Origin of the sequence: Synechococcus sp. N32, from assembly GCF_900473895.1 — a bacterium.
In the GTDB taxonomy this organism is placed as follows: domain Bacteria; phylum Cyanobacteriota; class Cyanobacteriia; order PCC-6307; family Cyanobiaceae; genus Parasynechococcus.
Window position 1 is genome coordinate 67009 of sequence record NZ_UCND01000003.1, and the last position, 21255, is coordinate 88263.

Below are 21255 nucleotides of genomic sequence, written 5' to 3' on the forward strand. Positions count from 1 at the left end.
TGAAAGGCGGCACCCAGATTCGAACTGGGGATAAAGGATTTGCAATCCTCTGCCTTACCACTTGGCCATGCCGCCGCCCGGGAACAGCTGTCCCCATCGAGGGATCGTATCAGCCATGCCCCTGGCTCTCTGCTGTTTCTCTGCAACGGCCACGGCGAAGACCTGATCACCCTGCGGATCATCCAGGCCGTGCATCGGCGCGCACCGGGACTCCCCCTGACCGTGCTTCCTCTGGTGGGTGCCGGACGGGTGTTTGATGCTGCTGTTCAGCAGGGATGGTTGACACGCCTGGGGCCAAAAGCGGCCTTGCCCAGTGGTGGCTTCAGCAACCAAAGCCTGAGAGGTCTGCTGGCAGACGTCAGGGCTGGACTCCCCAGCCTGAGCTGGAGTCAATGGCAGTTGGTACGCCGCCTGGGACATGAGCGCCAACCCATCGTTGCCGTGGGTGATTTGCTGCCGCTGCTGATGGCCTGGAGCAGTGGTGCCCCCTTCGGCTTCATCGGCACTCCCAAAAGCGACTACACCTGGCTCAGCGGTCCCGGACGGGCCAAAAGCGACTGCTACCACCGGCTCAAAGGCAGTGAGTGGGATCCCTGGGAATGGCACCTGATGCGCTCGCGCCGTTGCCAACTGGTGGCCATGCGTGATCGGCTCACAGCACGAGGCTTGCAACGCAAGGGCGTGGGCGCCCTTGCGCCGGGCAATCCGATGATGGATGGCCTTCAGGTCCAACCGCTGCCATCGGCCCTGGACCGCTGCCGCCGAGTGCTCCTGCTCTGCGGAAGTCGCATGCCGGAGGCCCAGCGCAACCTGCAGCGGTTGGTTCGTAGTGCCATGGAGCTTCCCGGCCGTGTGCCGATGGCACTGCTCGTGGCCGTGGGCGCCCAACCCGATGCAGAGGCCCTGAGCAACAGTCTTGAACAACTGGGGTTTCGACGCAGCCTTCCGCCTTCAGACCAACTGGGTGCCGAAGCCTGCTGGGTGAAAGGAGCCTGCCTGGTGCTGATCGGGCGAGGTTGCTTTGACCAATGGGCCGGCTGGGCAGAAGCCGGCATCGCCACCGCCGGAACGGCGACGGAACAACTGGTGGGGCTGGGCATTCCGGCCCTGTCCCTGCCGGGACCAGGACCGCAGTTCAAGCCGGGCTTCGCTCGCCGTCAAAGCCGCCTGCTGGGGGGTGCGGTTCGTCCCTGCTCTGATGAATCCGAGCTCACGAGACGGCTCGAATTTCTCCTGGACGACCCGACACTCCGCTCCCACCTGGGACGGATCGGCACGCAGCGGATGGGGCCAGCAGGGGGAAGCGATCAGCTGGCACGCCTGATCCTGGATCGCTTCAACGGATACTGAAGATCTTCGGTTGGTTGCGATGGCCGCGATTCAAGACCCCACCCTCGTCAAACTTTGTGCCCAGTTGGCGAGTCGACTGAGCATCAGCCTCGCCAGTGCCCGACGCCAGGTGGAACAAGCCGCGGCCCGAGAAGGTCATCGCGATGTGGAGGGACGGCGAGCCATGGCTGAATCCATGCTGGCCGCCCTCGACAAGGACAACGGTGACCACGCCCGTCAGCTGGACGCGTTGCTCGAGAACAGCGAAGGCGACGGCAACTTCATGCTGGAAGACTGAGCCCCAACCTCAGTGCTCAAAGATCTGGTGAAAGCGCAGCCGATCCAGCTCGGCAACCACCGGAACGCATTGAAAGCAGCGTTGCGCCAGATCCCAGCGCCCTTCCCGCCGCAACATCTGCTCCAGGCGCTCGCGGGCTGGAAGCAGATAGCGCACATCGTTGGCGGCGTAGGCCAGCTGGGCATCCGTGAGTTCGTCCACCCGGCCCCAGTCACTGCTCTGGGCGCCCTTGTCCAGCTCAACGCCGACCAATTCCATCACCAGATCCTTGAGGCCATGGCGGGGGGTGTACGTGCGGCCGAGCCGACTGCCGACCTTGGTGCAGAACACGGGGTTCACGTCGATCCCCAAACCGGCGGCAAGCGCAGCCACATCAAAACGGGCGAAGTGAAACACCTTCTCCACCGTGGGCGCCTCAAACAGGCGCTTGAGGTTCGGCGCCTCGGTCTGGCCCAGGCCAATGCGGACGCAGGCCACACGGTCTTCGGCGTCGGCGATCTGAACCAGGCAAAGCCGATCACGCCCATGGATCAGCCCCATCGCTTCGGTATCAACCGCAAGCCGCGGGGAATGCAGATAGCGCTCCGTCCAAGCTGCATCGAGGTCGCGATCAAAGACGGCGAATTCCGCTGGGGATGACGACTTCTCAGCCATAACTTCAGGAAGGGATAGGGCCAGTGTGGCCAATCACCTCCACAGCAAGTCTCAAGACTCTCCTCTTGAATCTCGAAATGAGATCGTTTTTGATTGGTTAAGTCGTCCCGCGCCTGTGTTCTCTCGCAGAAAGCCTTCGCGCACCTGTCTGGCAGACATCGAGCAGTACTTCCATCAGCCGCCGCCGCAGTTCCTCGATCTCGAGCTGGCTGTCTGCTGGATCCTCGAGTGCTTGCTCAAAGACGACAACTACCCCTCCGGACTCCTGCAAAAACTGATCCGGGAGGAGCCCCAACTGCGGCTTTCTGAAACCGTGCTGCAACAGGCCCTGGAGTTCCTTGAGCAACAGGGCTCGATCAGCAGTTACACCCAACGCTGCCCGAGCCGCGGACGGCCACGGCGCATGCTGCACCTTGAATCCGATGCACGCGGCGAAGCCGAGCGACTGATGCAGCCCTGGCGCAGCTGGCTGGACTCCCACCGGTTCGCCTTGAACTAAGCGATTCAGCCGGCGCAAGGCTTAAAAAGGTTGAACACCACCGGGATGCCATGCCTGCAGGATTCCAATCCACCCTCCTGCTGACTGTTCTGCTGGCGATTGGTCTGGTCTTCTTTCTGCGTGCAGCCAGCAAAGACCGAACCACAGTGGTGGACGTGATGTCCCCCCAACCCCCCATCACCGTGCTTGACGGGCTCAGCACTTGGCTGGAAGAGCGCGGCTGGAGCCGGGATGGCGGCGATGCTGAGCGCCAGGTGCTCCGCTTCAAGGGGAAAGTGGCCTCCAGCCAACCCCTTGCGGTGTTGCTGTCAGTGCTGGCGGCCATTGGCTCCGCCTGCTTCGGACTGGTCCTGCGTCAGCTGGCACCCCAACTGCACTGGTGGCCTCTGCTGCTGATCGGCCTCGGCCCTCTGGCAGGAGCTGTCTACACACGGCGGGCCGCTCGCACAGAAGCCCTTGAGCTGCAACTCCTTCCTGCTCCAGAGGGAGACGGCAGCGCCATTCGTCTGCGGGCTCATCGGGACGAATTGATCGCCATCGAACTGGAACTGGCTGAGACCCTGCAACTCGCCAGTGACGGATCCCTGCTCTCCTCCCCCATCTGAACCATGGGTCTGCCGGCCTGGATGCGACGGCGTCGCTTTGCCTCAGGGCTTGCCATCGCAGGCCTGTCACTGGCAACCCTGGCGATGACCAAGGCCGCGGAACAGCACAACTGGCTTGGCACAGCCGAGCCCAGCAAAAAAACAGCACCGAAACAGCCAGCCCCCTGTCCTGAGCCGGCCACCCCAGATCCCCTGCTCGGCCCACGCACAAAGAAACCCGGGAGCTGGGTTGGCAGAAGCCCTGTGCAGAGCAACCTGCCAATCGTCGTCATGGCAGGACACGCCGACTCCCAGGGCACTGCCAGTCCAGGAACCCCTGGATATGCCGTGGATCAGCAGAAGCGAGCGCCGATGCAACCGGGCATTCGCGATGAGCTGTTCTGGAACCGCGAAGTTCAGGCAGCTGTGGTGACCCAAGGCCAGGCCCGTGGCTTGAACATCCGCGCCTACACCCCGCCGTCCATCAGCATCGCGAACGATGACGACCCCAGCACCAACTGGTCGAAGGCCAAGGTCTTTTCAGAGCGTGGTGAATACGTCCTGGAGATCCATTTCGATGCCTACCGGCCCCATGGCTTCGGTTCCGGCCTGATTCCGGTGCTCCCAAATGTGCGCGAACTGAATGTCGTCGATGAAAGCCTGGCTCAGGCATTTGGGCGCTACCCACGCCTGTTCCGCGGAGGCCTTGGCGGTCCGCGGCGCGGGATCGGAATTCTTGAAATCGCCATGCTGGAGCCCCCTCTCGAGACGAAACTGAGGGATCCACGCTCCAGAGAGCACACGGTGAATTGCCTGGCCGAGCGCGTGGTGAACGCGCTCGTTCAAGGCGTCAGTTAGTTGATCGCTCCATGGGGGCGGCAGCGCTCATCCAGCGAGGCATCACCGAGCCAGTCCTGGGGCTTGGTGAACAGTTCGGTCAGCAGGGCTTCCCTTGATCCGGCCTCGGCGGTGTAGCCGTACTCCCAACGCACCAAGGGGGGCAGAGACATCAGGATCGACTCCGTGCGTCCATTGGTCTGCAGGCCGAAGATCGTGCCGCGGTCCCACACCAGGTTGAACTCCACATAACGTCCCCGGCGATAGAGCTGAAAGTCCCTTTCGCGATCGCCATAAGCCATCGGGTGGCGCTTCTCCACGATGGGGGCATAGGCGGGTAGGAAGGCTCTGCCATTGGCCTGCCCCAAGGAGAACAGCTGCTCCCAGCTCAACGGCCGAGCTCCCAAGCGAGCCGACACCTGAGCAGCAGGCCCGGAGGGATCCTGACCCTTGTAGAGGGTGCCGTTGGCGTCTTGGTAGTCGTAAAAGATGCCGCCAACGCCGCGGGTTTCACCACGGTGCTTCAAATAAAAGTATTCATCGCACCAGGGCTTGAACACCTTGTGCAGATCCGGGTGAACTGAATCACAGGCCGCCTGGTGGGTGCGATGGAAATGACGGGCGTCGTCGAGGAACGGGTAGTAGGGCGTGAGGTCGGCACCGCCGCCGAACCACCACACCGGGCCAGCCTCGAAATAGCGGTAATTGAGGTGAACGGTCGGGATGTAGGGGTTGCGGGGATGCAGCACCATCGAGGTTCCCGTGGCGAACCAGGGATGCCCCTTGGCCTCAGGACGCTGCTTGAGGATCGACGGGGGCAGTTCTTCGCCTTGAACCTCGGAGAAATTCACGCCGCCCTGTTCAAAGACGCGCCCCTCACGCATCACCCGGGAGCGCCCACCACCCCCTTCAGGCCTGACCCAACTCTCTTCAACGAAGCGACCTTCACCGTCGAGGGCTTCCAGGCCCGCACAGATTTCGTCCTGCAGCCCCATCACCATCGCCCGGGCCCGCTCTCTGGAATCGCTGGGGGGCAGCTCAAGGCGAGCCTTGCTGACACCCACGTCCTGGCGTCCGAGGACGCGGCGAATCAGGGAGCGGACCATGTGTCAGAGACTGAAGACATCGAAACCTAACCAGGTCACCCCAGGCCTGGACAAGCATCCGTCAGGGACTGTCACGGGCGGCGCCCCTAGGATCCGGCTTGCCTTGATGAAACGGATGACCCCGGTCGAGCAGGCCAACCAAGCCCTTCAGCAAGTCAAAGATGCCGGCAGTGGCAAAACGGCCCTGGAGCTCGGCTGGATCGAACAGATCCGCATTACCCCGCCGCGGGCTGTGTTTCGCCTCAGCCTTCCAGGCTTCGCCCAAAGCCAGCGAGACCGCATCGTGGCCGAAGCACGGGGCGCTCTGATGGCGCTCGATGGCATTGACGACGTGCAGATCGAGATCGGCCAACCGCCAAGCCAAGGGGGCATTGGCCAGGCCGGCCATGGTCAGCCGGCGGAACGCCAGTCGATCCCCGGCGTCCGCCAGGTGATTGCCGTGAGCAGCGGCAAGGGCGGCGTCGGCAAGAGCACCGTCGCGGTCAATCTGGCCTGCGCCCTCGCCCAGACCGGCCTGCGGGTCGGACTTCTGGACGCCGATATTTACGGGCCGAACGCACCCACCATGCTGGGCGTCGCTGACCAAACACCTGAGGTGCAGGGCAGCGGCGATCAGCAGCGGATTGTCCCGATCGAGACCTGCGGCATCGCCATGGTGTCGATGGGTCTGCTGATCGACGATCACCAGCCTGTGATCTGGCGCGGCCCGATGCTCAACGGCATCATTCGGCAGTTCCTGTATCAGGCCGAATGGGGTGAGCGGGACGTTCTCATCGTTGATCTGCCGCCGGGCACCGGTGATGCACAGCTCTCCCTGGCCCAGGCAGTGCCGATGGCGGGCGTTGTGATCGTGACCACCCCACAACAGGTGTCGCTGCAGGATGCGCGACGGGGGCTCGCCATGTTCCGGCAGATGGGCATTCCCGTTCTGGGGGTGGTGGAGAACATGAGCGCCTTCATTCCTCCGGACCGTCCCGACTGCCGCTACGCCCTCTTCGGCAGTGGCGGCGGCGCCCAACTCGCTGCGGATTACGACGTACCCCTGCTGGCTCAGATCCCCATGGAAATGCCCGTGCAGGAAGGCGGTGACACAGGACGACCGATCGTGATCAACCGCAGCGACTCCGCCAGCGCCGCTGAGTTCAAGGGCCTTGCGACAGCGGTGCTCAAGGCCGTCACCCAGCCCGTCTGACGATGTTCAGCCGACGTGACCGCCGCAGATCGCACCGGGAGTGGGTGCTCTGGGGTGTTCCGCTCGGAATGATCACCATCGCCGGGGTGCTGATCGCCAGCACCCAACGCCAGGCGGACTATGCCGACTGGTATCACCACTGGATCACCGCGGCCTTCGGAGTGCTGCTGGCGCTGGGGCTGGAACGGCTGCCGTTGCAGCGTCTCCGGCCTCTTTTGGTTCCCGTCTACGCCCTCACGGTGATCAGCCTGGTGGCGGTGCGCTTGATTGGAACCACAGCGCTGGGTGCCCAACGCTGGATCAGCATTGGTGGGGTTCATGTTCAGCCATCGGAGTTCGCCAAGATCGCGGCGATCCTGCTCGTGGCAGCAGTCCTGTCGCGACACCCGGTGGAACGACCGGTTGATCTGATGCGCCCGCTCGGGGTGATCGCAGTGCCGTGGCTGTTGGTGTTCATCCAGCCTGATCTCGGCACATCGCTTGTGTTCGGCGCCCTGATGCTCACGATGCTCTATTGGTCGGGGATGCCGGTCGAGTGGGTGATTCTGTTGTTGTCACCGCTGGTGACGGCCCTGCTCTCAGGCCTTCTCCCCTGGGCCATGGCCCTCTGGATCCCGCTGATGGGAGTTCTCGCGTACCGCTCCCTGCCCTGGAAACGTCTGGCAGCCACAGCAACCCTGGCCATCCACGGCGCCATGGCTGCTGTGACGCCATGGCTCTGGATGCATGGTTTGAAGGACTATCAACGGAACCGTTTGGTGCTGTTCCTCGACCCCAGTCAGGATCCATTGGGCGGGGGCTATCACCTGCTCCAGAGCACCGTTGGCATCGGTTCAGGCGGCGTCTTGGGCACAGGTCTTCTTCAAGGACAACTGACCAAGCTTCGTTTCATCCCTGAACAGCACACCGATTTCATCTTCAGCGCCCTGGGTGAGGAAACCGGTTTTGTTGGCTGCCTTTTGGTGGTTCTTAGCTTTGCCGCGTTGATGGCACGGCTGCTCCAGATCGCACGCAATGCCCGCACCGACTTCGAATCACTCGTGGTGATCGGGATCGGCACGATGCTGATGTTCCAGGTGGTGGTCAACATCTTCATGACCATCGGCTTGGGCCCCGTCACAGGAATCCCCCTGCCCTTCCTCAGTTATGGGCGCTCAGCCATGGTGGTGAACTTCATCGCGCTCGGCCTCTGCCTGTCGGTGGTCCGGCAAAGCCGTCGCTCCTTGGCGCACCTCCGTTGACCGGCCCCTCCTTCAGCGACCTGCGGCAACGGCTGGCACAGGACGTGCCCCAGGGCCGCTGCGATGAGATTGGTGTGCGGCGGCTTTGGTGGGCGGCCCTGGAAACCCTGCAACAGGACCTGCTTGAGCGAGGCCTGGAACGCGGCATCTGGCTGGCTGCCCCCCTACCAGCCCTCTACGAACCGGAATTACTGCAACATCTGCAGGGATGGGTGTGGGCTCCAGATCAACTGGATCAACTGAGTCCGCATCCAACGGCACTGCCGGGACGGTCCAGCAGCGATGAGTCCGGTTCCCTGCGGGGATTCCAACGCTTGTCCCTGGGCCCCGACGACGGAGATGACCCACTGCTGCTGGTGATCACACCCGAGGTCCAGGTGGCCCTTGCCCTGCATGGGCCGCCCCAGAAGCGGCAGCTGCTGATGCGATGCGACCCGGCCACGCTCAGTGATGTGCTGGTGCAGCTGGGGGGACGGCTGGAGCACCAGTCACCAGCGCAGGCCGAGCAGCTGCGCAAAGCGCTCGAATCGATCGGCTCCCTGCAGAGCAATGCAGCCTGGTCAGAACAGTTCTGGCCCCGCCTCACGGAGCGGCTCACCGGCACAGCCCCCGGGCTGATGCTGCAACCCATCCAGGCTGAGCGCCCACCGGAAGCGCCCAGCCATGGAGATCTGAATTTGCTGGAAGCGATCACCCATGAGGTGCGTACCCCGCTGGCCACGATCCGAACACTGATCCGCTCTCTGCTGCGGCGAAAGGATCTGGCTGATGTCGTTGTGAATCGCTTGCGGCAGATCGATGTGGAATGCAGCGAGCAGATCGATCGATTTGGCCTGATCTTCCATGCCGCTGAACTGCAACGGGAGCCCAACGAAGCCAATCTGGCCCGCACGGATTTGCAGGCCATGCTGAGCGCCCTTGCACCCAGCTGGACGGAGCAGCTGAACCGTCGCGGGATCGCCCTGGAGCTGGATCTCAGCGCTGACCTGCCGGCGATCCTCAGTGACTCCCGTCGACTGGAACCGATGCTGGGGGGTCTGATCGACCGCAGCACCAGGGGGCTCCCCTCCGGCAGTCAACTCACGCTTCACCTCCAGGCAGCGGGTCCACGGGTGAAGCTTCAGCTGCGTGTGGAGCATCCCGACAGGAGCCAGGCCGCGGAAGCCGGCCCGTCTCCCCAACGCGAGGACGTGGGCACCGTCCTGAGCTGGGATCCCAGCACCGGGAGCCTGCAGTTAAGCCAGGATGCGACCCGCCAGATGATGGCCAGCCTGGGAGGCCGCTATCAGCCCAGGCGCGACCGCGACATCACCGTTTTTTTCCCGGTGCATACGCCCGAAGCGTGATGGGTTTGTTGACGGGTGTGAAGCTTGCTGTCGGAGCTCAAAACAGGCCCCAATGACGGTGCTACTTTCCAGCCATAACGGCTCTTGTGGATTCTTTCAGCCATGGCAGCAACGGCGTTGAACGGTCAACTTCCCCAGCACATCGCCAGCACTGGCGGCCTTCTGAATTCAGCGGAGACTGAAGAGAAATACGCAATCACCTGGACCAGCAAGACAGAGCAGGCTTTTGAGCTGCCCACCGGTGGCGCCGCTCTGATGAACTCAGGTGAAAACCTGATGTATTTCGCTCGCAAGGAACAGTGCCTCGCCCTCGGCACCCAGCTGCGCACGAAATTCAAGCCCCGGATCGAGGACTACAAGATCTACCGGATCTACCCCGGTGGTGACACCGAGTTCCTGCATCCCAAGGATGGTGTGTTCTCCGAAAAGGTGAACGAGGGTCGTCCCATGGTGGGCCACAACCCCCGTCGCATTGGCCAGAACGTCAACCCGGCCAACATCAAGTTCAGCGGCCGCAACACCTTCGACGCCTGATCTCTCAAAACCGACGCCCGGAGGTCATGATCTCCGGGTCCCGGCTGCGATGATCAGGTCATGTTCAGTCCCGATCGCGACGCCTTTCATCAGGCTGTTTGCAGTGGCGCCAACCTGATTCCTCTGGCTCAGAGTTGGCCCGCAGATCTTGAAACACCACTCACCACCTGGATCAAGGTGGGTGACGGAAGGCCTCCAGGCGTGCTTCTGGAGTCCGTCGAGGGTGGTGAAACCTTGGGGCGTTGGAGCGTGATCGCCTGCGATCCGCTTTGGACGGCGTCGGCGCGCAACAATCGTCTGACGCGCACCTGGCGAGATGGTCGCGAAGAAACCCTCAACGGCAATCCATTCGAATCCCTGCGCCACTGTCTGGCGCCTTACTCCTGCGTCAACCTGCCGGGCCTCCCTCCGCTTGGGCAGCTCTATGGCGTTTGGGGTTACGAACTGATCCAGTGGATCGAACCCACCGTCGCCGTTCATCCCCGTGCCGCTGCCGATCCCCCGGATGGGATCTGGATGTTGATGGACGCGATCTTGATCTTTGATCAGGTGAAACGACAGATCACCGCTGTCGCCTTTGGCGACCTCTCCAACGGAGCGGATGAGGAGCAGGCCTGGCAAACCGCAATCGGACGGATTGAGGCCCTGCGCCAGCGGATGGACGCACCTCTGCCGGCCGTCAAACCACTCACCTGGGACGCGAGAAGCAAAGAGCTTCCCGCGGTGCGCTCCAACCGCAGCCGCGATGAATTCGAAGCCGCCGTCGACACCGCCAAGGAACACATCGCAGCCGGCGATGTGTTCCAACTGGTGATCAGTCAGCGCCTGGAAACCGAGGTGCCTCAATCGCCCCTGGAGCTGTACCGCAGTTTGCGGATGGTGAATCCTTCCCCATATATGGCGTTCTTCGACTTTGGGGACTGGCAACTGATTGGCTCCAGTCCAGAAGTGATGGTTCAGGCCGAACCCGCTGCTGATGGCATCCACGCCAGCCTTCGCCCCATCGCCGGGACACGGCCCCGGGGCGCCACGCCCCTGGAAGACCGCGAACTGGAAGCGGACCTGCTGGCCGACCCGAAGGAAAGGGCTGAGCACGTGATGCTTGTTGATTTGGGCCGCAATGACCTCGGCAGGGTCTGTCAGCCCGGAAGCGTGGCCGTGCAGGACCTGATGGTGATCGAGCGCTACTCCCACGTGATGCACATCGTCAGCCAAGTCGAAGGACGCCTCGGCCCGACGCACGACGTGTGGGATCTGCTGATGGCGGCGTTCCCCGCCGGCACCGTGAGCGGCGCACCGAAAATCCGGGCGATGCAACTCATCCACGAGCTGGAGCCCGATGCCCGTGGCCCCTATTCGGGGGTGTACGGATCCGTTGATCTGGCTGGGGCCCTCAACACGGCGATCACGATCCGCACCATGGTGGTGCAACCCCGTGATGGCGGGGGATGCCGGGTGAAAGTGCAGGCCGGGGCCGGCGTTGTGGCCGATTCACAACCGACGGCTGAGTTTGAGGAGACCCTCAACAAAGCCCGGGGAATGCTGACAGCACTGGCGTGCCTGAATCCGCCGGGATGACAGCGCACCCCCTTCTGCTGAAAGGCTTCGAGGTTGAACTGTTCACCGGTCGAAGCAACGGAGCCAACGTGGGCGTCGCCCCCGACGTGGCCAGGGAGCTGCCTGGCTTCGTGACGGAACCGGACCGTCGCAACCTCGAATACGTGACCGACCCGATCCGGGATTACGCCGAACTGCCCGAGGCGCTGCTCGCTCCCCGGCGGACGCTGCGGCGGTGGCTGCAGAAGCGGGAGCTGACGCTTCTCCCCGGCAGCACCATGAGCCTGGGGGACAGCAGCCGATTCGAACGCTCTGACCCCGAGAACGCCTATCACGCGCTGATTGAACAGCTGTACGGCACCAGGGTCGTGACAGCCAGCATCCATATCAACCTCGGGATCACCGATCTCAACTGGTTGTTTGCAGCAGTGCGGCTCGTGCGCTGCGAAGCGGCGCTGCTGCTGGCCCTGAGTGCAAGTTCTCCCTTCCTGGATGGGCAGAGCACCAGCCACCATTCCCAGCGATGGCATCAATTTCCGCTCACGCCCGCTGCAGTTCCTCTCTTTAGGGATCACCAGCACTACATCGAGTGGGTGGAGGAGCAGCTGTCCATGGGTGCCATGCGCAACGAGCGTCACCTGTGGACGTCGGTTCGGCCCAATGGTCCGCGGCGCCCCTACGACCTCAACCGGTTGGAATTAAGGATCTGTGATCTGGTCACCAATACCGATCAGCTGCTGGCGATCACCTGTCTGCTGGAGCTGCGGCTGCTGGCCCTTAAAAACAACATCGAAAGCCTTGATCCACTCAGCAGCAGTTCGCTGAGCGCCGCTGAACTGGTCCAACTCGCCGACAGCAACGACGCTGCCGTGGCCCGATCCAGCCTGAATGCTGAACTCAGGCATTGGCAGGACGGCCGTGTCATCAACTGCAAAGACTGGCTGTTGGAGCTGATTGATCAGCTCACTCCCCTCGCCGAATCGCTCCAGCTCAGTGCCTGCTTGAAGCCCTTGGATTCCCTGCTGGTTCATGGCAATCAGGCCATGCGCTGGGAAGCGGCCCATGGCCAGGGGCAATCCATCGAAAACCTGCTTCAGGAAGGTATCCAGCGGATGGAGGAGGAGGAACGGATCTCCACCGGGGAAGCCTGTTTGGGATGATCATGTCGAGTTCGTCGCAGCGTGGAGACTTCATGCCCGAGTCCACCACCCCTGTCTCCGAGCAAGAGACTGCACGCTTGAACGGTGGCGGATCCGGCGCAGGACAGCTTCTTCAGCACCGGCTGGACCTGATTGAAGACCTCTGGAAGTCGGTGCTGCGCAGCGAGTGCCCACCGGAGCAGAGCGAACGCCTGCTGAGGCTCAAACAACTCAGCGACCCCGTTTCGATGGGAGGGCGAGATGGCGACAGCACGAGCGAGGCAATCGTCGAGCTGATTAAGGCCATGGACCTTTCGGAGGCCATCTCGGCCGCCCGTGCCTTTTCGCTGTATTTCCAGCTCATCAACATCCTTGAGCAACGGATCGAGGAAGACAGCTATCTCGACAGCCTGAGACCCAATTCCAGTGCTGACGCGGCCCAACGGGACGCCTTTGATCCCTTCGCCCCGCCCCTCGCCAACCAGACCGATCCAGCCACCTTTGGAGAGGTGTTCGAGCGGCTGCGGCGGATGAACGTTCCCCCCGCGCAGGTGGAACAACTGCTGCGGGAACTGGACATCCGGCTGGTCTTCACCGCGCACCCCACGGAGATCGTGCGGCACACGGTGCGGCACAAACAGAGGCGGGTGGCCAACCTGCTCCAGCAACTTCAATCCGACGCCCCTCTGGCGCATCAGCTGCGGGAAGACTGCCGCGACCAACTGGAGGAGGAAATCCGCCTGTGGTGGCGCACCGATGAACTCCACCAGTTCAAGCCCACCGTGATCGATGAGGTGGATTCGACTCTGCACTACTTCCAGCAGGTGTTGTTTGACGCGATGCCGCAATTGCGCAAAAGGCTGACCACCGCCCTACATCGGCACTACCCCGATGTCCAGGTTCCCCAGGCGTCGTTCTGCACCTTCGGCTCCTGGGTGGGTTCCGATCGGGACGGCAATCCTTCGGTCACACCCGAGATCACTTGGCGAACCGCCTGTTACCAGCGTCAGTTGATGTTGGAGCTCTACATCAGTTCTGTGCAGTCGCTCCGGCAGCAGCTGAGCATCTCCATGCAGTGGAGTCAGGTGGCTCCATCACTGCTGGAGTCGCTCGAAATGGATCGTCTCCGCTTCCCTGAGATCTACGAGCGCAGAGCAGCGCGATACCGACTGGAGCCCTACCGGCTGAAGCTCTGCTACGTGCTCGAAAAACTGGAGCGCACCCTCGCCCGCAACAACCAACTGTCGGAAGCGGGCTGGCAGATGCCCTGTGAGGCTCTGGCCGATCCCAAGGATGGGCTCGGTAACGCTGAGGTTCTCCACTACACCTCGGTGGACCAGTTCCGCAGTGATCTGGAGTTGGTGCGCAACAGCCTTGTCAGCACCGAACTGAGCTGCGAACAGCTCGACACCCTGCTGCACCAGGTGCACATCTTCGGGTTCTCACTGGCCAGCCTCGACATCCGTCAGGAGAGCACCCGCCACAGCGATGCCATCGACGAGCTCACCCGCAGCCTTGAACTGCCCCAGGCCTATGGGGACATGGATGAGACGGAGCGGATGGCATGGCTTCTGCAGGAACTGCAGACCCGTCGTCCCCTGATCCCACCTGCCGCCAGCTGGTCGGCAGCGACGGCCGAGACGCTGGCGGTGTTCCGAATGCTGCAGCGCCTCCAGGAGGAGTTTGGTCCGCGGATCTGCAACTCCTACGTGATCTCCATGAGCCACACGGCATCGGATCTCTTGGAGGTCCTGCTGCTGGCCAAGGAGGCGGGTCTTGTTGACCCGCCCAACAAACGGGCCTCCCTATTGGTGGTGCCGCTGTTCGAAACCGTGGAAGATCTCCAACGGGCCCCTGAGGTGATGGAGGGGCTGTTCAAGACGCCGCTCTACCGCGAACTCCTCCCCGTTGTGGGGCAGCAAAAGCAGCCGCTGCAGGAGCTGATGCTGGGCTACTCCGACAGCAACAAGGATTCCGGCTTCCTCTCCAGCAACTGGGAGATTCATCAGGCTCAGATTGCCCTTCAGGAGCTCGCCAGTCGCCAGTCCGTGGCGCTTCGCCTCTTCCACGGTCGCGGTGGATCCGTCAGTCGTGGCGGCGGACCCGCCTACCAAGCCATCCTGGCCCAACCGAGCGGCACGCTGCAGGGCCGGATCAAAATCACCGAACAGGGTGAAGTGTTGGCCTCCAAGTACAGCCTGCCTGAATTAGCGCTCTACAACCTCGAGACCGTCACCACAGCGGTGGTTCAAAACAGCCTGGTGACCAACCAGCTCGATGCCACCCCCAGCTGGAACCAGCTGATGAGTCGTCTTGCCACCCGCTCACGGGATCATTACCGCGCTCTGGTTCACGACAATCCCGATCTGGTGGCATTTTTCCAGCAGGTCACACCGATCGAAGAAATCAGCAAGCTGCAGATCTCCAGTCGACCCGCCCGACGCAAAACCGGCGCCAAGGACCTCTCCAGCCTGCGAGCCATTCCCTGGGTCTTCGGTTGGACCCAGAGCCGATTCCTTCTGCCGAGCTGGTTCGGCTTTGGCACAGCGTTGTCGGAAGAAGTGGGCGGCGACGCCGAACAGCTCGACTTGCTACGGCGCCTCCATCAACGTTGGCCGTTCTTCCGGATGCTCATTTCCAAAGTGGAAATGACCCTCTCCAAGGTGGATCTCGACCTGGCCAATCACTACATGAACAGCTTGGGGCACCCCGAACAGCGGGAAGCCTTTGAAGCGATCTTCCAGGTGATCGCCAAGGAATACGAACTCACCCGAAAACTGGTTCTGGAAATCACAGGCCAAAACAGACTGCTGGGCGCTGATCAAGGGCTGCAGCTGTCGGTTGATCTGCGGAACCGCACCATCGTTCCCCTGGGCTTCCTGCAGGTTGCGCTGCTGAAGCGACTGCGGGATCAGAACAGGCAACCGCCCATGAGCGAGACGCCAGGTGCCCCCGAGGACACCCGCACCTACAGCCGCAGTGAACTGCTGCGGGGAGCCTTGCTCACCCTCAACGGCATTGCAGCCGGCATGCGCAACACCGGCTGATCCACAGTGCTGTCGTTCCTTCAACAACCCTCGATTCCACCCTTGCCCGAGGGAACGCGACTCGAAACATCAACCCCTCCCACCTCCCAGCAGCTCAACACGTTGCTGATGTCCTGCGGGGAATCAACCCACCCTGAGGAACGCTGGGAGCTCGCCCTTCAGCGCAGCCTGTGGCAGATCAGCATCCTGGAGGAATCAACAGGAGAACTGATCGGATTTGTGCGGGCCACCAGTGATCTGGCCCTTAATGCCAATCTTTGGAACCTGGCCGCCAAACCAGGGCCGAACCAAGGGGCCCTGTTCGCGGTTCTGGTGCACCGAGCCCTGCAGATTCTGCGCCGGGATCTGCCGGGCTGCAGCCTTTCAATCTCGGCCCCTGCGGATGCGCTGGACGCTCTCAAACAGCAGGGTTTCCTGATTGATCCCAATGGCATTCGCGCCATGGGCCTCAGCCTGAGCTGAGACATTGAGTTCAAAAACGAGCATGGAGGGACTCGAACCCCCGACCCTCAGAACCGGAATCTGATGCTCTATCCAACTGAGCTACATGCCCACTGATCGGCCTTAAGCCGCAGTGATATCGAGCGTCAACCGTCCCGATACAGGTACCTTACTCACTGGTCGCCCCAGCACCCATCCGGCTCCACAGGCTCCAACTGCAGGGCTTCCGGAACCACACCGTTCTGCAGCTGGAACTGACGCAGCCACGCCTTTTGGTGATCGGGCCCAATGGCATTGGCAAGTCCAACCTGCTCGAGGCGGTTGAGCTGCTAGGCAGCCTGCGCTCCCATCGCTGCAGCAATGATCGCGATCTGATCCAGTGGGACGCTCCACAGGCCCTGATCAGGGCTGACGTGGGGGATGGTGATCGTCTTGAACTGGAACTGCGCCGCCAGGGAGGCCGTCAGGCCAAACGGAACGGCAAGCTGCTGGATCGGCAGCTTGACCTGATTGGACCGCTGCGCTGCATCGGATTCAGCGCCCTGGACCTTGATCTGGTGCGTGGCGAACCCGCCCTACGCCGCCAATGGCTGGACCGCGTCGTGCTGCAGCTCGAACCGGTGTATGCCGATCTGATGGCGCGGCTGAACCGGTTGCTGCGGCAGCGCAGCCAGCTCTGGCGCCAGAGGCAGGTCTCCAGTGGCGAACGCCATGCACTGCTCGACGCATTTGACGTTCAGATGGCGCTGGTGAGCACCCGAATTCACCGGCGGCGACAACGGGCCCTGCATCGGCTGGAACCGATCGCCCAACGCTGGCAGGCCCACCTCAGCGGGGGCACGGAAGCCTTGGAACTGCACTACAAGCCCGGCAGCAAGCTCGATGGGGAGGATGCCGAAGAACCCTGGCGACTCGCCATCGAAGAGCAACTGCGCCAGCAGCGGGGAGAGGAGGAACGGCTCGGCAGCTGCCGTGTGGGCCCGCACCGCGATGAAATCGCCCTGCTGCTGGGGGGCAGCCCGGCACGACGGTTTGGCTCGGCAGGCCAGCAGCGGTCGCTGGTGCTGGGCCTGAAGCTCGCTGAACTGGAGCTGGTGACCCAGCTCTGTGGGGAGCCTCCACTGCTGCTTCTTGATGATGTGCTTGCCGAACTGGATCCAACCCGCCAGCAGCTTCTGCTTGAGGCCGTGGGCGAATCACATCAATGCCTGGTGAGCGCCACGCACCTGGAAGGCTTTGGCGGCGGATGGCAGCAACAGGCCCAAATTCTCGGAGCAAGAGACCTGAGACCCGACCTGAAGATCGGATAAGGTGGCGGACCTGTTTTTCTCTCATCGCCTGATGGAGCAGACCCTCTCTGAACTGCATCCCAACCCGGGATGGGGGGCACCTGAGATTCATGCCACCGACATGGTCGGCAAACACTGCATTCTCGAGCTCTACGACTGCGATCCGAGCCGGCTCGACGACGAAGCATTCATCCGCACAACGATCACCTCAGCAGCCAAAGGAGCTGGTGCGACGCTGCTGAACCTGATCACCCATCAATTTCAACCCCAGGGCGTAACGGGCCTGGCCCTGCTGGCGGAATCCCACATTTCGATCCACACCTGGCCGGAATCCGGCTACGCCGCGGTTGATGTGTTCACCTGTGGTGACCACACCATGCCGGAACAGGCCTGCGCGATTCTCTGCAGTGAGCTTCAAGCGAAACGCCATGCGCTGAAAAGCTTTCTGCGTGAAACACCTGCGGCCATTGCCACTGGGGTGAGAGAGCCTGTGGAAACGCCGAGCCAGCTCCCCAGCTGATCCGGCCCAGGTGAAATCAGCGGCGGTTCAACTTGCCGCTGACCAGACCTTCAAGATCCAGATTGACGGAGGTGAAGCCAAGGGAGCGAAAAGCCTCCACAAGAGGCTCGCTCTCCGCCAGCGCGAGCACAGCGCGGATCTGTTCGCTGGGCACCTCAATCCGTGCTGCCAAGCCGTGGGAGCGCACACGAACGGAGCCGAATCCCCTGGCGATCAACCAGGCTTCCGCCTGACCCACCCGCTTCAACCGCTCGGCGCTGATGCTTTCGCCATAGGGGAAGCGGGAGGCCAGGCAGGGCTGCGCCGGTTTGTCCCACCAGGGAAAACCAAGGGCCCTCGACAGCGAACGAATCGTGGATTTGTCGATCGACAATTCCGCCAGGGGGGAGCGAACCCCCGCCTGTCGGGCCGCGTCAATGCCGGGCCGGTGATCACCGAGGTCATCGAGATTGACCCCATCAATCACCAACGCGTCTCCAGCCGCCGCGGCAATCGGCTGAAGGTGCTGGTGCAGTTCACGCTTGCAGGCAAAGCAGCGATCCACAGGGTTGCTGCTGTAGTCCGGGTCGTTCAACTCGGCCGTCGCACACTCTCGATGCGGGATGCCGATCCAGGAGGCTTGATCACGGGCTTCCCGCAACAGATGCGGTGCCAGGGCCGGGGAGACACCTGTTACCGCCAGGGTGGCATCGCCATGGGCTTCGTAGGCCATCGCCGCCACCAGGGTGCTGTCGACTCCACCGGAATAGGCCACACAAAGGGCAGGTTGGTCTGCCATCCACTGCCGCAGGTTCGCCAGCAGCTGCTGCTCTCGATCCGCCAAAGGCTCCTGCAACCGAAACATCAGCGGGGTAAACCAGTTGAGCTAGGTAGGCTCCAACGGTAAGAGCTGTCCCCATGCCTCGAAGCATCGGCATTGTCACCGCAGCGGACAGCCGCGAGCGCAGCCATGGACAGCTGCACATCTATGACGGCGAGGGCAAGGGCAAAAGCCAGGCAGCCCTTGGGGTTGTGTTGCGCACCATTGGGCTCGGCATCTGCGAACAACGCCAGACCCGGGTGCTGCTGTTGCGCTTTCTCAAAGGCCCAGGACGGGCCTACGACGAGGATGCGGCCATCGAAGCTTTGCAGCAGGGCTTCCCCCACTTGATCGACCATCTGCGCACCGGACGGGCCGATCACTTCACCGCCGACGAAGCCACCCGGTTCGACCGCGACGAAGCCCAGCGGGGCTGGGTGATTGCCAAGGGCGCGATCGCTAGTGCCCTCTACTCGGTGGTGGTCTTGGACGAGCTGAATCCTGTGCTCGATCTCGGCCTTCTGGACCTGGAGGACGTGGTGCGCACCCTCAGCAACAGGCCGGAGGGGATGGAGATCATCGTCACCGGTCGCGCCGCACCAGCACGCTTGGTGCGTGAGGCCGACCTCCACTCCGAGATGCGGGCCCATCGCCGTCCGGGCATGAACGACAACCGGGTGGTGCCTCTCAATGTGAGCAGCGGCATCGAGATCTACACCGGTGAAGGCAAAGGCAAATCAACCAGTGCACTTGGGAAAGCGCTGCAGGCCATCGGGCGGGGCATCAGCCAGGACAAGAGCCATCGGGTCTTGATCCTGCAGTGGCTCAAAGGCGGCAGCGGTTACACCGAAGATGCAGCCATCGCCGCCCTGCGCGAGAGCTATCCCCATTTGGTGGACCACCTCCGCTCCGGCCGCGATGCCATCGTCTGGCGGGGCCAGCAGGAGCCGATTGACTACGTGGAGGCCGAGCGGGCCTGGGAGATCGCACGAGCCGCCATCTCAAGCGGCCTCTACAAAACCGTGATCCTCGATGAGTTGAACCCCACGGTGGATTTGGAGTTGCTGCCGGTTGAGCCGATCCTGCAAACCCTGCTGCGCAAACCAGCAGAAACTGAAGTGATCATCACGGGGCGCTGCAAAAACCCACCCGCCTACTTCGATCTGGCCAGCATCCATTCCGAAATGGTGTGCCACAAGCACTACGCCGAACAGGGCGTCGACCTGAAGCGAGGAGTGGATTACTGAACCCTGGGTTCAGTAGCGAGGGATTTCAGGATTCACCTGCTGAGACCAGGCATCAATTCCACCGGTCACATTCGTTGCCGCGATGCCCTTCTGAGCCAACAGCTCAACGGCCCTGGCAGAGCGCCCCCCGAGCTTGCAGTGCACCAAAAGGCGCCGTCCCTCTGCCAATGCACGAATGCGATCGATCGCCTCTCCACTCTCCAGCGAAGCCAACGGCACCAAGTGGCTTCCTTCAATCGAAGCCACCTCTGCTTCAGCAGGATTGCGCACATCAACCAGCGCAATCTCGCCTGGAGCGGAGTCGAGCAGGGACTTCAGCTCCATGACAGTGATGGCTTCCATCTCCGATGACGCCGGGCGGCAGAACTGGCGGTAGTCAATCAGGTTCTCAATCCTCGGTCGATCGGGATCAACGCGGAGGGTGAGTTCGCGAAATCGCATCGCCAGGGCATCAACCACCAACAGCCGACCATCCAGGCACTCGCCAATGCCGGTAATCAGTTTGATCGCTTCGGTGGCCTGCAGCAGACCGATCAGCCCCGGCATCACACCCATCACCCCAGCCTCCGAGCAAGACGGAACAGCGTCCGGCGGAGGTGGTTCCGGCAGCAGATCGCGGTAGTTGGGGCTCGTCGGCGTGCGGTTGAACACGCTGACCTGGCCGTCAAATCGCTGCACGGAGCCATAGATGAGGGGCTTACCGAGCAACACACAGGCGTCGTTGATCAGATACCGGCTGGGGAAGTTGTCGGTGCCGTCACAGACCAGGTCGTAGGCACCGATGAGATCCAGAGCATTGCCCACATCCAGCATGTGTTCATGCACCTCCACCTGGCAGTGGGGGTTGAGGTCGTGGATCCGCGCTGCGGCTGAGCGGGCCTTGGAGCCGCCAACCCTGCTGGAGCTGTGGATCACCTGCCGCTGGAGATTGGACAGCTCCACCACATCTCCATCCACGATTCCAATACGACCAACGCCTGCCGCGGCCAGGTACAGCAACAGAGGGGATCCCAGCCCACCGCTGCCAACACAGAGGACAGAAGCAGACTTCAACCGGAGCTGACCGGCAGCACCAACCTCGGGAAGGATCAGATGGCGGGCGTAGCGCCCCCACTCATCAGCATTCAGCATCGCGTGGTCATGCATGGTTTTGAGTGTCCCAGAGCTGAATCGGAATTTCATCCACACTGCGGTCCCCATGCAGCCACCAGGCCCGCAGACCAAGCGAGGCAGAGAGGATCAACATCAGACTCTCCGTTTGTCCCAAGCGCCGATCCTGGAGCGAGGGAACGGGGGCCGACGCCGGATGGGAATGGGCCACCCCAAGACAACGTTGATGGCGATCCCGCGCCCATCGCTGGGCTGCCAACTGCTCCCTCGGATCCACCAGAAACCTGCTGCGACGGTCGTGGACAGGCTGCTGACCGGATGCCCCCCGCCCCCAGACATTGCAACAGGGCCAGGTTGTGGCCAGCCTCAAACAGCCTGAATTCGTCCGTTGTCCCAGCAGCAAGGCGCAGCCTTCTTCGGGGTAGGGCGCCAACAAAATCCGGCCCAGATCCGTGTGGCATCGGTGATCAATTTGCAGCACGGATG

General features: G+C 62.5%; 21 protein-coding genes and 2 tRNA genes. 16 read left to right on the forward strand and 7 right to left on the reverse strand.

Annotation, left to right across the window (positions count from 1 at the left end; translation table 11 throughout):
- Positions 1-4: 4 nt before the first annotated feature.
- Positions 5-75: transfer RNA gene (locus DXY35_RS00650), tRNA-Cys, on the reverse strand.
- Positions 76-129: 54 nt separating this feature from the next.
- On the opposite strand from DXY35_RS00650, the gene DXY35_RS00655 reads away from it, so the two are divergent.
- Together DXY35_RS00655 and DXY35_RS00660 are read left to right on the forward strand one after the other, a co-directional pair.
- Entirely contained in the window at positions 130-1350 is a 1221-nt protein-coding gene (locus DXY35_RS00655) for a lipid-A-disaccharide synthase-related protein (RefSeq protein WP_115080356.1), read from the forward strand.
- A 19-nt stretch (positions 1351-1369) separates the two neighbouring features.
- On the forward strand, positions 1370-1627 hold the full coding sequence (locus DXY35_RS00660; RefSeq protein WP_006850096.1) for a hypothetical protein: 258 nt from the start codon (positions 1370-1372) through the stop codon (positions 1625-1627).
- A gap of 9 nt (positions 1628-1636) precedes the next feature.
- On the opposite strand, the gene DXY35_RS00665 is transcribed toward DXY35_RS00660, so the two are convergent.
- On the reverse strand, positions 1637-2281 hold the full coding sequence (locus DXY35_RS00665; protein ID WP_115080357.1) for a ribonuclease D: 645 nt from the start codon (positions 2279-2281) through the stop codon (positions 1637-1639).
- Positions 2282-2396: 115 nt separating this feature from the next.
- Between DXY35_RS00665 and DXY35_RS00670 the strand changes: the two genes are divergently transcribed.
- Genes DXY35_RS00670 through DXY35_RS00680 form a run of 3 tightly spaced genes read left to right on the forward strand, consistent with a single transcriptional unit; the run spans position 2397 to position 4222 of the window.
- Positions 2397-2780, forward strand: coding sequence for a helix-turn-helix transcriptional regulator (locus DXY35_RS00670; protein ID WP_115010493.1), 384 nt, complete (start codon positions 2397-2399; stop codon positions 2778-2780).
- A 50-nt stretch (positions 2781-2830) separates the two neighbouring features.
- Positions 2831-3385 (forward strand): cofactor assembly of complex C subunit B, encoded by a 555-nt coding sequence (locus DXY35_RS00675; protein ID WP_115080359.1) that lies wholly within the window; start codon positions 2831-2833, stop codon positions 3383-3385.
- 3 nt (positions 3386-3388) lie between these two features.
- Positions 3389-4222, forward strand: a complete 834-nt coding sequence (locus tag DXY35_RS00680) for an N-acetylmuramoyl-L-alanine amidase (RefSeq protein ID WP_115080361.1) — start codon at positions 3389-3391, stop codon at positions 4220-4222.
- Here the strand turns inward: DXY35_RS00680 and hemF are convergent.
- Positions 4219-5307, reverse strand: a complete 1089-nt coding sequence (gene hemF / locus DXY35_RS00685; protein WP_115080362.1) for an oxygen-dependent coproporphyrinogen oxidase — start codon at positions 5305-5307, stop codon at positions 4219-4221. The genes DXY35_RS00680 and hemF overlap by 4 nt on opposite strands.
- Before the next feature lie 115 nt (positions 5308-5422).
- Here hemF and DXY35_RS00690 point away from each other — a divergent pair, with 115 nt between their 5' ends.
- The 8 genes from DXY35_RS00690 (at position 5423) to DXY35_RS00725 (ending at position 15825) form a co-directional block, all read left to right on the forward strand.
- Positions 5423-6499 carry an Mrp/NBP35 family ATP-binding protein gene (locus DXY35_RS00690; RefSeq protein WP_115080364.1) on the forward strand — a complete coding sequence of 359 codons (1077 nt, stop codon included), beginning with the start codon at positions 5423-5425 and terminating at the stop codon, positions 6497-6499.
- Positions 6500-6501: 2 nt separating this feature from the next.
- Positions 6502-7740, forward strand: coding sequence for a rod shape-determining protein RodA (rodA, locus tag DXY35_RS00695; protein ID WP_115080366.1), 1239 nt, complete (start codon positions 6502-6504; stop codon positions 7738-7740).
- Positions 7737-9086, forward strand: coding sequence for a sensor histidine kinase KdpD (locus tag DXY35_RS00700; protein ID WP_115080368.1), 1350 nt, complete (start codon positions 7737-7739; stop codon positions 9084-9086). The genes rodA and DXY35_RS00700 overlap by 4 nt, the downstream gene beginning before the upstream one ends.
- A 102-nt stretch (positions 9087-9188) precedes the next feature.
- Positions 9189-9620: a photosystem I reaction center subunit II PsaD gene (locus DXY35_RS00705; RefSeq protein ID WP_011363412.1), complete on the forward strand. Its 432-nt coding sequence runs from the start codon at positions 9189-9191 to the stop codon at positions 9618-9620.
- A 60-nt stretch (positions 9621-9680) separates the two neighbouring features.
- On the forward strand, positions 9681-11198 hold the full coding sequence (locus DXY35_RS00710; RefSeq protein ID WP_115080369.1) for an anthranilate synthase component I family protein: 1518 nt from the start codon (positions 9681-9683) through the stop codon (positions 11196-11198).
- The gene (gene gshA, locus DXY35_RS00715) at positions 11195-12337 is read left to right on the forward strand and encodes a glutamate--cysteine ligase (RefSeq protein WP_115080478.1); all 1143 of its coding nucleotides are present in this window, start codon (positions 11195-11197) and stop codon (positions 12335-12337) included. Before DXY35_RS00710 ends, gshA begins: the two co-directional genes overlap by 4 nt.
- Positions 12334-15363: a phosphoenolpyruvate carboxylase gene (ppc, locus tag DXY35_RS00720; protein WP_371681715.1), complete on the forward strand. Its 3030-nt coding sequence runs from the start codon at positions 12334-12336 to the stop codon at positions 15361-15363. Before gshA ends, ppc begins: the two co-directional genes overlap by 4 nt.
- Positions 15364-15369: 6 nt before the next feature.
- Positions 15370-15825, forward strand: a complete 456-nt coding sequence (locus DXY35_RS00725; RefSeq protein WP_115080374.1) for an N-acetyltransferase — start codon at positions 15370-15372, stop codon at positions 15823-15825.
- Between the two features lie 17 nt (positions 15826-15842).
- Here DXY35_RS00725 and DXY35_RS00730 read toward each other — a convergent pair.
- Positions 15843-15916: transfer RNA gene (locus tag DXY35_RS00730), tRNA-Arg, on the reverse strand.
- Between the two features lie 103 nt (positions 15917-16019).
- Here DXY35_RS00730 and recF point away from each other — a divergent pair.
- Together recF and speD are read left to right on the forward strand one after the other, a co-directional pair.
- On the forward strand, positions 16020-17114 hold the full coding sequence (recF, locus tag DXY35_RS00735; protein ID WP_244272457.1) for a DNA replication/repair protein RecF: 1095 nt from the start codon (positions 16020-16022) through the stop codon (positions 17112-17114).
- A 31-nt stretch (positions 17115-17145) separates the two neighbouring features.
- Positions 17146-17613 (forward strand): adenosylmethionine decarboxylase, encoded by a 468-nt coding sequence (gene speD, locus DXY35_RS00740; protein ID WP_115010551.1) that lies wholly within the window; start codon positions 17146-17148, stop codon positions 17611-17613.
- 16 nt (positions 17614-17629) lie between these two features.
- On the opposite strand, the gene larE is transcribed toward speD, so the two are convergent.
- Positions 17630-18457: an ATP-dependent sacrificial sulfur transferase LarE gene (larE, locus tag DXY35_RS00745; protein ID WP_115080376.1), complete on the reverse strand. Its 828-nt coding sequence runs from the start codon at positions 18455-18457 to the stop codon at positions 17630-17632.
- 53 nt (positions 18458-18510) lie between these two features.
- On the opposite strand from larE, the gene DXY35_RS00750 reads away from it, so the two are divergent.
- Positions 18511-19659, forward strand: coding sequence for a cob(I)yrinic acid a,c-diamide adenosyltransferase (locus DXY35_RS00750; protein ID WP_115080377.1), 1149 nt, complete (start codon positions 18511-18513; stop codon positions 19657-19659).
- A gap of 9 nt (positions 19660-19668) precedes the next feature.
- Here the strand turns inward: DXY35_RS00750 and moeB are convergent, their stop codons facing one another.
- A complete protein-coding gene (gene moeB, locus DXY35_RS00755) occupies positions 19669-20805 on the reverse strand; it encodes a molybdopterin-synthase adenylyltransferase MoeB (protein ID WP_115080379.1) in 1137 nt (378 codons plus the stop codon).
- A complete protein-coding gene (locus DXY35_RS00760) occupies positions 20798-21202 on the reverse strand; it encodes a M67 family metallopeptidase (RefSeq protein ID WP_244272820.1) in 405 nt (134 codons plus the stop codon). Before DXY35_RS00760 ends, moeB begins: the two co-directional genes overlap by 8 nt.
- Positions 21203-21255 lie beyond the last annotated feature (53 nt).

Excerpts from the sequence above, each read along its gene's own strand:
- DXY35_RS00660 (WP_006850096.1), top strand. The coding sequence starts at position 1,370 with ATGGCCGCGATTCAAGACCCCACCCTCGTCAAACTTTGTGCCCAGTTG.
- DXY35_RS00665 (WP_115080357.1), bottom strand. The coding sequence starts at position 2,281 with ATGGCTGAGAAGTCGTCATCCCCAGCGGAATTCGCCGTCTTTGATCGC.
- DXY35_RS00675 (WP_115080359.1), top strand. The coding sequence starts at position 2,831 with ATGCCTGCAGGATTCCAATCCACCCTCCTGCTGACTGTTCTGCTGGCG.
- DXY35_RS00680 (WP_115080361.1), top strand. The coding sequence starts at position 3,389 with ATGGGTCTGCCGGCCTGGATGCGACGGCGTCGCTTTGCCTCAGGGCTT.
- hemF (WP_115080362.1), bottom strand. The coding sequence starts at position 5,307 with ATGGTCCGCTCCCTGATTCGCCGCGTCCTCGGACGCCAGGACGTGGGT.
- DXY35_RS00690 (WP_115080364.1), top strand. The coding sequence starts at position 5,423 with ATGACCCCGGTCGAGCAGGCCAACCAAGCCCTTCAGCAAGTCAAAGAT.
- rodA (WP_115080366.1), top strand. The coding sequence starts at position 6,502 with ATGTTCAGCCGACGTGACCGCCGCAGATCGCACCGGGAGTGGGTGCTC.
- DXY35_RS00705 (WP_011363412.1), top strand. The coding sequence starts at position 9,189 with ATGGCAGCAACGGCGTTGAACGGTCAACTTCCCCAGCACATCGCCAGC.
- DXY35_RS00710 (WP_115080369.1), top strand. The coding sequence starts at position 9,681 with ATGTTCAGTCCCGATCGCGACGCCTTTCATCAGGCTGTTTGCAGTGGC.
- gshA (WP_115080478.1), top strand. The coding sequence starts at position 11,195 with ATGACAGCGCACCCCCTTCTGCTGAAAGGCTTCGAGGTTGAACTGTTC.
- ppc (WP_371681715.1), top strand. The coding sequence starts at position 12,334 with ATGATCATGTCGAGTTCGTCGCAGCGTGGAGACTTCATGCCCGAGTCC.
- speD (WP_115010551.1), top strand. The coding sequence starts at position 17,146 with ATGGAGCAGACCCTCTCTGAACTGCATCCCAACCCGGGATGGGGGGCA.
- larE (WP_115080376.1), bottom strand. The coding sequence starts at position 18,457 with ATGTTTCGGTTGCAGGAGCCTTTGGCGGATCGAGAGCAGCAGCTGCTG.
- DXY35_RS00750 (WP_115080377.1), top strand. The coding sequence starts at position 18,511 with ATGCCTCGAAGCATCGGCATTGTCACCGCAGCGGACAGCCGCGAGCGC.
- moeB (WP_115080379.1), bottom strand. The coding sequence starts at position 20,805 with ATGCATGACCACGCGATGCTGAATGCTGATGAGTGGGGGCGCTACGCC.